Raw genomic sequence first — 10,970 nt, 5'->3', positions numbered from 1 at the left:
GACCCGGCATGCCGGGTCAGCGGCCGATCGACCGCGGACCCGGCATGCCGGGTCCGCGGTCGACCGCCGTCGTGGCACAGTTGAGCCATGAGCCAGCAGCCCTCCGGGTGGTACGACGACCCCAGCAACGCCGACATGCTCCGCTACTGGGACGGCGTGACGTGGACCAACCACACCGCTCCGAAGAAGTCGCCGACCGTGTCGCAGAGCACCATCGGACTGCCGCAGCAGAGCCAGCAGGCGCAGCACGGGCAGGTGCCGCCGGACCGCACCGGTGCGCCCACGCCCACCACCCCGATGCCGCAGGGGAGCGGCTGGCAGACGCCGTCCCAGGCGCCGCAGCAGCAGGCGCCGCAGGGCTACTACCAGCAGGCACCGGCCAACGCTCAGTGGATGCACAACATCCGCACCACCGCCGACGGCATCCCGCTCGCGTCGTGGGGCAAGCGCTTCGGGGCGTGGATCCTCGACGGCATCATCCTCGGCATCGGCTCCTACCTGCTCCTGCGGGCCTTCGTCCCGGAGTACTTCACCTCGATCCAGCGCGTCATCGACGCGGCCGCCGCGGGGGACCAGACGACGGCGAGCTCCCTCATCAACGACGTCGCGGGGCAGGCGGTCAGGGCCGGCCTCGTGTCGTGGGTCTTCTCGGCGGTCTACTGCATCGCCTTCTGGACGACGACCGCACAGACCCCGGGCAAGATGGCCCTCGGCATCAGCGTCCGGCGAGCCGATGCACCCGGCCCCCTCGACATCGTGACGGCCATCCGCCGCCGCCTGCTGTCCGCGCTCCAGCTCGTGCCCTTCGTCAGCGGCGTCTACTTCCTCGTCTTCCTGCTCGACGGGCTCTGGCCCCTGTGGGACGACAAGCGCCAGGCCCTGCACGACAAGGTCGCCAGCACGCAGGTCGTCGAGGGCAAGCAGCCGCGCAAGCAGGCGTGAGCAGGCTCCCCGTGGCAGGGTGACGGGTCGGCCGGCGGCGTAACTCGCTTGCGCCGTTGTCGGTGGCCGGCGCGAGAATGGATGCCTCGCGGGCAGTCCCGCGACCGCGGCGTGAGGCGTCGCGCACCACCGCCCGAACGGGAGTCCCCGTGTCTGCTCACACCCCTACGGCCCAGCCCGAGTACCCCGACACCATCGACGGGGCCGTCCTCAAGATCGCCGGGGTCGTCGTCCTCGGCGCGATCATGTCGATCCTCGACATCACGGTCGTCAACATCGCCCTGCCGACCTTCCAGACGGTGTTCGCCGAGAGTCCGGAGGAGCCCCTGCCCTACTCCACCGTCGCGTGGACGGTCACGGCCTACACCCTCGCGCTCGCGACGGTCATCCCGCTGACGGGCTGGGCAGCCGACCGGTTCGGCACCAAGCGGCTCTACATCCTCGCCGTCGCCCTCTTCACCGCGGGCTCCGCGCTGTGTGCCACCGCCGGTTCGATCGAGCTGCTCATCGGCTTCCGGGTGCTGCAGGGCCTCGGTGGCGGCATGCTCATGCCGCTCGGCATGACGATCATGACCCGCGCAGCCGGCCCGGCCCGGATGGGTCGGCTCATGGCGATCCTCGGCGTCCCGATGCTGCTCGGCCCGATCTTCGGACCCATCCTCGGTGGCTGGCTCATCGAAGTCGCGAGCTGGCACTGGATCTTCCTCATCAACGTCCCGATCGGCGTGGTCGCGGCGCTGTACGCCCTGTGGGCCCTACCGTCCGACGCTCCCGAGCCGTCGGAGTCCTTCGACGTCGTCGGCATGCTCCTCATGTCGCCCGGCCTCGCGCTCTTCCTCTACGGCATCAGCTCGATCCCGGGCGAGGGCACCTTCATCTCCAGGAAGGTGCTCATCCCGCTCGGCATCGGGCTCGTCATGCTCGTCACCTTCGTCTTCTACAGCTTCCGACCCCAGCACCCGCTGCTCGACCTGCGGCTCTTCCGCAACCGGCGGCTCACCGTCGCGACGATCACGATGTTCCTCTTCGCGGCGGCCTTCTTCGGCGGGCTGCTCCTCGTGCCGACCTACCTCCAGCAGGTGCGAGGGCTCGACACCCTCCATGCGGCCTTCCTCATGGTGCCCCAGGGCCTCGGCGCGATGGTGACGATGCCGATCGCCGGCGCCCTCTCGGACCGCATCCCGGTCGGACGCATCGTGCCCTTCGGGCTGCTCGCCATCACGGGCGGGATGTTCGCCCTGACGCAGGTCTCGGTCGACACCCCCTACTGGGGCTTCATGATCCCGGTGCTCTTCGTCATGGGCCTCGGCATGGGCGGCACGATGATGCCGCTCATGACCTCGGCGCTCAAGACGCTGCAGAGCCACCAGGTGGCGCGTGGCTCCACGCTGCTCAACATCACCCAGCAGATCGCGAGCTCGGTCGGTGTCGCCGTCATCTCGGTGGTCTTCACCAACTACCTCAGCGCCGCCCCCCTGGCGGGTCCGGCCATCGCCGCGTCGCACGACCCGAGCCTCGTCGACGACATCGGCGGCCCGGCCGCGGTCCAGGAAGGCCTGGCCCAGGCCGCGGACGCCTTCGGTGCCACCTTCCTCGTCGCTGCGATCCTCGTGGCCCTGACCCTGATCCCGGCGTCGTTCCTGCCGCGGAAGCACGAGGAGTCCCACTTCCTCGACGACCAGACCGAGGCGGCGCCGGTCATCCTGCACTGAGAGCGGCAGCCACCGGCCGCCCCGGGGGCTCAGCGGGCGGGTCGGATGGTGCCGGTCACGTCGCCGAGGCCGATGCGCGAGCCGTCGGGTCCCGGCGCCCAGGCCGTCATGGTGACGGTGTCGCCGTCCTCGAGGAAGCCTCGGGTCGTGCCGTCGGCGAGCGTCAGCGGCTCGGTGCCGTTCCACGTCAGCTCGAGCAGGCTGCCGCGAGTGTCACGCGTCGGCCCGCTGATCGTCCCCGAGCCGAAGAGGTCGCCGTCCCGCAGGGAGGCGCCGTTCACGGTGAGGTGCGCGAGCATCTGCGCCGGCGACCAGTACATCCCGGCATGCTCGGGGCGCGAGACGACCGTGCCGTCGAGGCTGACCTCGACGTGCACGTCGAGGCCGAAGGCGTCACCGCGAAGGTAGGGCAGCACCTCCGGATCCGACTGTCCCGGAAGGGGAACGCGGGCCGCCGTCAGCGCCTCGAGCGGGGTGACCCAGGCCGAGACCGACGTGGCGAACGACTTGCCGAGGAACGGGCCGAGGGGGACGTACTCCCAGGCCTGGATGTCCCGGGCGCTCCAGTCGTTGAGGATGACGACGCCGAAGAGGTGGTCGGCGGCCTCGTCGACGGAGACGCGGGAGCCGAGCTCGGTCGCGCCGCCCACGACGTAACCGAGCTCTGCCTCGATGTCGAGGCGGATGCTCGGCCCGAAGACGGGGGCGGCGTCCTGCGGCCCCTTGCGCTGACCGGTGGGACGCACGACGTCGGTACCGGAGACGACGACCGTGCCCGCACGCCCGTGGTAGCCGATGGGCAGGTGCTTCCAGTTCGGTGGCAGGGCCGCGTTGTCCGGGCGGAAGATCTGCCCGACGTTGCTCGCGTGGTCCTCGCTGGCGTAGAAGTCGACGTAGTCGGCCACCTCGATCGGCAGGTGCAGCACGACGTCGGCGAGGTGGTGCAGGTGGGGCGAGACGCCCCCACGGTGCACGTCGTCACCGAGGATCTCGGTCAGCCACTCGCGCGCGACCGTCCAGGCCGGCCGACCCAACGACAGGAACGCGTTGAGGCTCGGGGTCTGCCACGCCGTGGCGAGGTCGGGCCCCTCTCCGACGAGCCCCGCGTCACGCCCGATGGCGGCGACGGCTCCTGCGTCGAGCACCAGGTCGCCGATGCGCACACCGACTCGTCGGGTCGGGTCGTCGGCCGTGCTGAAGACGCCGTAGGGCAGGTTGTCCATGCCGAAGAGGTGGTCGTCGGGCACGTCGAGCCAGGTCGTCACGGGTGCTGCTCCTTCGCGTCGGTCACGGTGATGAGTCCGAGCGCCTCGAGCTCGGTCAGGGGGTCGAGCACGCCGCAGCAGCCGTAGCTCGTGAAGCTCGCGCGGACGCGCAGGGCCTCGACGGGGTTCAGGCTCGACAGGGCCGTCACGAGCACCTCGGTGTCGTGGCGGGCCAGGGCGCCGGCGAGCTCGTCTGCCTCTGCGCCGTGCAGTGCCTCATGGGTCGCGAGCAGGACGTTGAGCACCCCGTGCACGGGCTGGCCGGCGTCGCTGCCCCGGACCGCGTGGTGCAGTCCTCCGGTGAGCTTGAAGCGCAGTCCGTGCAGGACGACGGCATCGAGGAACCGGCCGAGCGACTGCTCGTCCGGCCACGCCCACGTCGGGGTCGCGCCGGTGCGGAACTTGACGGCCACGTCGCGCTCGTCGTCGACAGCGGCTGCGACGTCGTCGAGCCCGCGGGCCTGGTCGTCACCGAGTCCGACCTCGACGACCACCGGGACGTCGGCGTCGAGGACCCGCCGCCACTCCTCCGACCAGCCTAGCTCGGCTGCGGTGACGAGCACCCGGTCGTGGTCCCGCAGCGCGGCAAGAGCCTCGACGAGCGGCTGCACGGGCGCACCCGGGCGCACGACGAGGCCCACCTCGAGGGGCAGCTCCGACGTGCGTGGATCTGCCGCGGCGAGGGCTGCCAGCTCGCCCGCATCCGTGGCGGGCACGAGCAGGGGACCGATGTGGGCGGCATACGGACCGGTGCGCCGGTCGAGGTGCTCGCGCACCGCGACGTCGAGCGGTGACAGGCCGGGAGGGAAGACCGCGGCGTCGTCGACGAGGCGGTCGAAGAGGGGCGCGAACGGCGTCCTTGACATGACCGGGAGCGTACTCCACTGTTGCAATAGCGATACACCCGCGTCCGCTCATCGGACGCGCTCGACGGAGAGGCTCTCGCCCATGGCGCACTACCAGGCGATCGGAAGCATCCCGCCCAAGCGGCACACCCAGCACCGCCGACCGGGCGCGGGCAGCACGCCGGGCGAGCTCTACTACGAGGAGCTCATGGGTGAGGAGGGCTTCAGCTCCGACAGCTCGCTGCTCTACCACCGCAACATCCCGTCGACGACCATCGGCGCCGCCGTCTGGGAGGTGCCCGACCAGTCGACGACCCCGAACCACCCGTTGACGCCTCGCCACCTCAAGCTCCACGACCTCTTCGAGGCCGAGGCGGTCCCCGGAACCGACGTCGTGACCGGCAGGCGGCTCGTCCTCGGCAACGGCGACGTGCGCATCTCGTATGCCGTCGCCGGCGCACCGAGCCCGTGGTACCGCAACGGCATCGGTGACGAGTGCGTCTACGTCGAGCGCGGCCGCGCCAGGGTCGAGACGGTCTTCGGCTCCTTCGAGGTCGGAGAGGGCGACTACGTCGTCATCCCGCGAGCCACGACGCACCGATGGATCCCCGAGCGGTCGACGACGGACCCGCTGCGTGCCTACTGCATCGAGGCCAACAGCCACATCGCACCGCCGAAGCGCTACCTCAGCAAGTACGGCCAGCTCCTCGAGCACGCCCCCTACTGCGAGCGGGACCTGCGCCAGCCCGCGGGCCCGCTGCTCGCCGAGGACGTCGGTGCCAGCCCCGACGAGCAGACCGAGGTCTACATCAAGCACCGTGGCAACGGCCCGGGCGGTGTCGTCGGCACGATCCACACGCTGCCCTTCCACCCGCTCGACGTCGTCGGGTGGGACGGCTGCCTCTACCCCTACGTCTTCAACGTGCGCGACTTCGAGCCGATCACCGGGCGCATCCACCAGCCGCCACCCGTGCACCAGGTCTTCGAGGGGTGGAACTTCGTGATCTGCAACTTCGTGCCCCGCAAGGTGGACTACCACCCGCTCGCCATCCCGGTGCCGTACTACCACTCGAACGTCGACAGCGACGAGATCATGTTCTACGTCGACGGCGACTACGAGGCCCGCAAGGGCTCTGGCATCGGCAAGGGGTCGATCTCGGTCCACCCGGGTGGCCATCCCCACGGCCCCCAGCCCGGTGCGACCGAGGGCTCGATCGGCGTGGAGAGCTTCGACGAGCTCGCCGTCATGGTCGACACGTTCCGCCCGCTCGAGCTCGGCGAGGGAGGCCTGGCCGTCGACGACGGGCTCTACGCCATGTCGTGGTCCAAGGGCGCGGGCCGCCCGGCAGTGCCCGGCAGCCCCCATTCCGAGGGCTGAGCGCGTGCCCGGCCCCTCGGGGAGCGCGCGTGGGGAGGCCTCCCAGACGCTCGACCGCGGCATCCGGGTGCTCGAGGCGCTGGCGGACGCGGGGGACTCGGCGGGCCTGACCATCACCGAGCTCGCAACCCGGCTCGGGGTCGGACGACCCGTCGTCTACCGGCTCGTCACCACCTTGGAGGATCACCACCTCGTCTCTCGGGCGGTCGACGGGCGGGTGCGCCTGGCTCTCGGCATCAGCCGCCTGGCCTCCGCCGTCACGCCGGTCGTGCGCAGCGACGCGCGACCCGTGCTGCGTGAGCTGGCCGACGCCGTGGGGGCCACGGCCCACCTGACCATCGCCGAGGGTGACGAGGCGCTCGCGCTCGTCGTCGTCGAACCGTCCTGGACCGACGTCCACGTGGCCTATCGCTCCGGGGCTCGGCACCGGCTCGACCAGGGCGCTGCAGGGCGAGCGATCCTGGCGGGACGGGGAGGGGAACGCGGCGTCGTCGGCACCGACGGCGAGCTCCAGGCCGGGGCGCACGGGCTCGCCCTCTCGCTCTCGACAAGCTCCGACCGCGCCCCCGGCGGCATCGAGGCATCGGTCGGAGTCGTCTCCCTCGAGTCGCTCGATGTCCGCATCGTCGGGCCACGGCTCGAGCAGGCGGCCCGAGCCCTGCGCGCCGTCCTGCGCTGATCGGCCGACGGACGGACGCGCCGCCCGGGACGTCGTCGTGAGCACCATCGGAATCGGCCCATTCCGGGCACGACCGTAAAGACTTCGTCTGGAGATGTCCGACCCGACAACCCTCGCGATCCCACAGCGGTCTAGTGGATCGAGGCGCTCGTCGGGGAGTGCCCACAGGGATAGGGGATCATCCATGAGAGCACCACGCCTTCTCGTCGCGCTTGCTGTTGCAGCCCTGCTCGCGCCCCTCGGGGCCACGACGGCCTCCGCGGCGCCGACCAACGACACCGTCGCCGGTGCCACCGCGATCACGTCGCTGCCCAAGACCATCACCCAGGACACGCGCACCGCGACGACGGACACCGTCGACGCGGGCCTCAACGCAATCTGCGGCGCGCCGGCCACCAACGCCAGCGTCTGGTTCACCTACACCGACACGACCGGCTCCGGACTCGTTGTCGACGTCCGCGACTCCGGCTACTCGGCCGGCGTCGCCATCGTGGCCGGCAGCCCCACGGCGGGCGGCGAGCTGGTCGCCTGCTCGCCCGGCGTCGCCGCAGCCAGCGGAGCAGCTGGGACGACCTACTACGTCATGGCCTTCTCGGACACTCCGGGCGTCAACGGCGGCGACCTCGTCGCGACCTTCGAGCCCACACCGCCGGCGCCTGAGACGACCGTGACCGTCGACCCGCGAGCGACCGCCTACAAGGACGGCAGCGCCCGGCTCACCGGCACCTACTCGTGCATCAACGCCGATGGCTACCAGAGCGACATCGAGGGGGAGCTCGTCCAGCAGGTGGGTCGGGTCAAGATCTCCGGCATGTTCTTCGTCTACCCGCTCGAGTGCGACGGCACGGTCCACCCGTGGGACGCGATCGTGACGAGCCAGAACGGCCTCTTCGCCGGTGGCAAGGCGGCCAATGTCTCTGTCGCCTTCGCGTGTGGTCTGGTCGAGTGCTCCGCGGCCTTCGTAGAGCAGCGGGTCCAGGTCAGCCGCAACGGCAAGTGAGCTGACCCGGAGGGCACGGTGCGTGGTGGCGACAGGGGCCGCCACCACGCACCGTGCCAATCGCCCGCGTGATGGGCGTCGTTGCCGCACAAGACATCTGGCGTATGCCGTCAGGCCGTGACGGTGGGTGCGCCGAGCAGGCGCACGCCCGCCTCGGCGAGCTGGGCGAGGGCCGTGTCGGTCGTGGCCCGAGCCACGCCGGCGGTGAGGTCCAGCAGCACCGTCGTCTCGAAGCCCTCACGCCGCGCGTCGAGGGCCGTGGCCCGCACGCAGTGGTCCGTGGCGATGCCGACGACGTCGACGCGGGAGACCTCGTGCTGCGTCAGCCAGGTCGCGAGCGCCACGTGCTCGTCGTCTGCCGAGCGGCCCTCGAACCCGCTGTAGGCAGCGGCGTGCTCGCCCTTGCGGAAGACCGCCTCGATGTTGTCGAGGGCGCCGACGAGGTTGGGGTGGAAGTCCGCTCCGTCGCTGTCGGCAAGGCAGTGGACCGGCCACGAGTCGACGTAGTCGGGAGTGGTCGAGAAGTGGTCACCCGGGTCGATGTGCCAGTCCGCGGTCGCGACGACGTGGTCGTAGTCCGCCACCCGGGCGTTGACGTGCTCGCTGATGCGGCGAGCCACGTCGGCGCCACCCCGGACCGCCAGGGAGCCGCCCTCGCAGAAGTCGTTCTGCACGTCGACGACGATCAGTGCGCGGCCGCCGTCACGCTGCGTGGATGCGTCCATGGCTCAGTCCTCCTCGTAGATGGTGGGGATCACGGGCTCACCGCGCGACAGCTGGGCAGCCGCCCGAGGCAGCTCCGCCCTGGACGCCTGGTGCCGGGCGCGTGCCTCATGGATGTCCTGGTGGTCGACGACCTCACCGGCACGGACGAGGTCGATCATGAGCGGACGGTCGTTGCCGTCGTCGCGCGGGTGCTCGCCGATGCCGATGACCTCGGCCTGCGCCACCCCTGAGCCGTCGAGCCGGCGCATGGCCCACTTGCGACCGCCGACCGACGCCTTGTCCTTGCTCTTCTTCGCGACGCCCTCCATCCGGCCCGACGCGTCCTCGCGTTGCACGAGCTTGTAGACCATCGATGCCGTGGGGGCGCCCGAGCCGGTGACGAGGGCGGTGCCGACGCCGTAGCCGCTGACCGGGCCGGCCGCGAGACCCGCGATGGCGTACTCGTCGAGGTCGGACGTCACGATGATGCGCGTGTCGGTGTTGCCGGCCGCGTCGAGCTGGGCGCGCACCTCGGTGGCCTGGATGAGCAGGTCGCCCGAGTCCAGGCGCACGGCGCCGAGCTCGGGACCGGCGATGTCCATGGCGAGGGCGACGGCGGTCCTGACGTCATAGGTGTCGACGAGCAGGGTCGTGCCCTTGCCGAGCGCGTCGACCTGGGCGGTGAAGGCCGCCTTCTCCGAGTCGTACAGCAGCGTGAAGGCGTGGGCGGCCGTGCCCGTCGTCGGCACGCCGTAGCGGCGGCCGGCCTCGAGGTTGCTCGTCGCGTCGAAGCCCGCGATGTAGGCCGCGCGGGCCGCCGCGACGGCCGACTCCTCGTGCGTGCGCCTGGAGCCCATCTCGATGCAGGGTCGGCCGACCGCTGCGGTCGTCATCCGTGAGGCAGCGGATGCGATGGCCGTGTCGTGGTTGAGGATCGACAGCACGAGCGTCTCGAGGATGACGCCCTCGGCGAAGGTCGACTCGACGACGAGCACGGGCGACTGCGGGAAGTAGCACTCGCCCTCCGCGTAGCCGCTGACGTCACCCGAGAAGCGGTAGGCCGCGAGCCAGTCGACGGTCCGGCGGTCGACGACCTTCTGGTCCGCGAGGAATCGCAGCTCGTCGTCACCGAAGCGGAACTGCTCGAGCGCCTCGAGCACCCGGCCCGTCCCCGCGATGACGCCGTAGCGTCGCCCGTCGGGCAGCCTGCGGGCGAACGCCTCGAAGACGCAACGGCGGTTCGCCTCGCCCGAGGCGAGCGCGGCCTGGAGCATCGTCAGCTCGTAGTGGTCGGTCAACAACGCCGTGCTCGCGGCGCGGGGGCTCGTCGGGCTCACGAGCCCACCCTAGGCGCGAACGGGCGTCGGGGACCGTCTGCCCCGCTGACCCCGGTGGACCTAGGGTGGCCCTGTGACCGCAGCCACCCTCTCCCTCGCTCCCGTCGAGCAGGAGGTGACCTCCACCGACGAGGTCGTCGCGCCCGACGTGCCGTGGGTGACCATCGTCTGGAACGACCCCGTCAACCTCATGACGTACGTGACGTGGGTGTTCGAGACGTACTTCGGCTACGCGCGCGCCAAGGCCGAGAAGCTGATGATGGACGTGCACGTGAAGGGTCGTGCCGTGGTGTCGAACGGACCGCGCGAGTCCATGGAGCGCGATGCCGAGGCCCTGCAGGGCTACGGCCTCTGGGCGACCTTCGAGAAGGACAGCTGATGGCTCGCGCCTTCCTGCGCGAGCAGGGCCTCTACGTGGGTCTCCTCGAGCCCAACGAACGCATCGTGCTGCAGGGGCTCATGCAGCAGACGCGGCTGCTCCTCGCGCCGGAGATCGAGCCCACCGGTGACGCGTTCGACGATCTCGTCGCCTCGATGGGGCTGTCCCTGAGCGCTGCCGATGGTCGACCTGCCGAGCCGAACGGCCTTGAACCAGAGTCTGACTCGTCGTCGTTCGCCGACCGGGACCCGGCCTTGGACCGGCTCCTGCCGACGGCGCACCGCGGCGACGACCAGATCGCCGCCGAGTTCCGACGACTGACCGAGGAGGGACTGCGCCAGCGCAAGAGCGGCAACCTCGACGTGGCCCTCCAGTGCGTCGAACGGGCCGTCGGCGACCGCGTCGTGCTCGACGAGTCCCAGGCGCCCGCCTTCCTCATGGCACTGACCGACGTGCGACTGCTGCTCGGGGAGCGCATGGGCATGCGCACCGAGGAGGACGCCGAGGCCCTCCACGCCGCGATGGAGGACATCGACGACGACGATCCGCTGGGCTACGCGATGGCGTGGTACGACTTCCTCACCTGGCTGCAGGAGACCCTGACCCAGGCGCTCATGGGCACCGATCTTCGCGACGTCGTGGCGGCATACGACGACGACGACCTCCCCGGCGAGGACTCCGGCACCGACACGGTGTGACGCATCCGACGCACAGCCGCCGGGCCGACG

General features: G+C 71.0%; 11 protein-coding genes. 7 read left to right on the top strand and 4 right to left on the bottom strand.

The features are described from left to right. Positions 1-87 precede the first annotated feature (87 nt). Positions 88-942: an RDD family protein gene (locus ABD831_RS18660; protein WP_344950206.1), complete on the top strand. Its 855-nt coding sequence runs from the start codon at positions 88-90 to the stop codon at positions 940-942. A gap of 149 nt (positions 943-1,091) precedes the next feature. Continuing rightward, positions 1,092-2,654: a DHA2 family efflux MFS transporter permease subunit gene (locus ABD831_RS18655; RefSeq protein ID WP_344950203.1), complete on the top strand. Its 1,563-nt coding sequence runs from the start codon at positions 1,092-1,094 to the stop codon at positions 2,652-2,654. Positions 2,655-2,683: 29 nt separating this feature from the next. Here ABD831_RS18655 and fahA read toward each other — a convergent pair whose 3' ends face one another. Together fahA and ABD831_RS18645 are read right to left on the bottom strand one after the other, a co-directional pair. Further along, positions 2,684-3,919 carry a fumarylacetoacetase gene (gene fahA, locus ABD831_RS18650; RefSeq protein ID WP_344950200.1) on the bottom strand — a complete coding sequence of 412 codons (1,236 nt, stop codon included), beginning with the start codon at positions 3,917-3,919 and terminating at the stop codon, positions 2,684-2,686. After that, entirely contained in the window at positions 3,916-4,785 is an 870-nt protein-coding gene (locus ABD831_RS18645) for a hypothetical protein (protein WP_344950197.1), read from the bottom strand. The genes fahA and ABD831_RS18645 overlap by 4 nt, the downstream gene beginning before the upstream one ends. Positions 4,786-4,867: 82 nt before the next feature. Between ABD831_RS18645 and ABD831_RS18640 the strand changes: the two genes are divergently transcribed. The 3 genes from ABD831_RS18640 (at position 4,868) to ABD831_RS18630 (ending at position 7,821) form a co-directional block, all read left to right on the top strand. Then, positions 4,868-6,142, top strand: coding sequence for a homogentisate 1,2-dioxygenase (locus ABD831_RS18640; RefSeq protein WP_344950194.1), 1,275 nt, complete (start codon positions 4,868-4,870; stop codon positions 6,140-6,142). A 4-nt stretch (positions 6,143-6,146) separates the two neighbouring features. Beyond that, the gene (locus tag ABD831_RS18635; protein ID WP_344950191.1) at positions 6,147-6,821 is read left to right on the top strand and encodes an IclR family transcriptional regulator; all 675 of its coding nucleotides are present in this window, start codon (positions 6,147-6,149) and stop codon (positions 6,819-6,821) included. Between the two features lie 184 nt (positions 6,822-7,005). Further along, positions 7,006-7,821, top strand: coding sequence for a DUF6299 family protein (locus ABD831_RS18630; protein WP_344950188.1), 816 nt, complete (start codon positions 7,006-7,008; stop codon positions 7,819-7,821). Between the two features lie 110 nt (positions 7,822-7,931). Here ABD831_RS18630 and ABD831_RS18625 read toward each other — a convergent pair whose 3' ends face one another. Both ABD831_RS18625 and ABD831_RS18620 read right to left on the bottom strand, forming a co-directional pair. Beyond that, on the bottom strand, positions 7,932-8,546 hold the full coding sequence (locus ABD831_RS18625; protein WP_344950185.1) for an isochorismatase family protein: 615 nt from the start codon (positions 8,544-8,546) through the stop codon (positions 7,932-7,934). Between the two features lie 3 nt (positions 8,547-8,549). Next, a complete protein-coding gene (locus ABD831_RS18620) occupies positions 8,550-9,863 on the bottom strand; it encodes a nicotinate phosphoribosyltransferase (RefSeq protein WP_344950182.1) in 1,314 nt (437 codons plus the stop codon). Between the two features lie 73 nt (positions 9,864-9,936). Between ABD831_RS18620 and clpS the strand changes: the two genes are divergently transcribed. After that, positions 9,937-10,242 carry an ATP-dependent Clp protease adapter ClpS gene (clpS, locus tag ABD831_RS18615; RefSeq protein WP_344255443.1) on the top strand — a complete coding sequence of 102 codons (306 nt, stop codon included), beginning with the start codon at positions 9,937-9,939 and terminating at the stop codon, positions 10,240-10,242. After that, a complete protein-coding gene (locus ABD831_RS18610; RefSeq protein ID WP_344950180.1) occupies positions 10,242-10,940 on the top strand; it encodes a DUF2017 domain-containing protein in 699 nt (232 codons plus the stop codon). The genes clpS and ABD831_RS18610 overlap by 1 nt, the downstream gene beginning before the upstream one ends. Positions 10,941-10,970: the final 30 nt, after the last annotated feature.

This window comes from Terrabacter ginsenosidimutans (genome assembly GCF_039539425.1).
GTDB classification, from domain to species: domain Bacteria; phylum Actinomycetota; class Actinomycetes; order Actinomycetales; family Dermatophilaceae; genus Terrabacter; species Terrabacter ginsenosidimutans.
The sequence above is the reverse complement of the archived record's forward strand: the minus strand, read 5'-3'. Positions and strand labels throughout refer to the sequence as shown.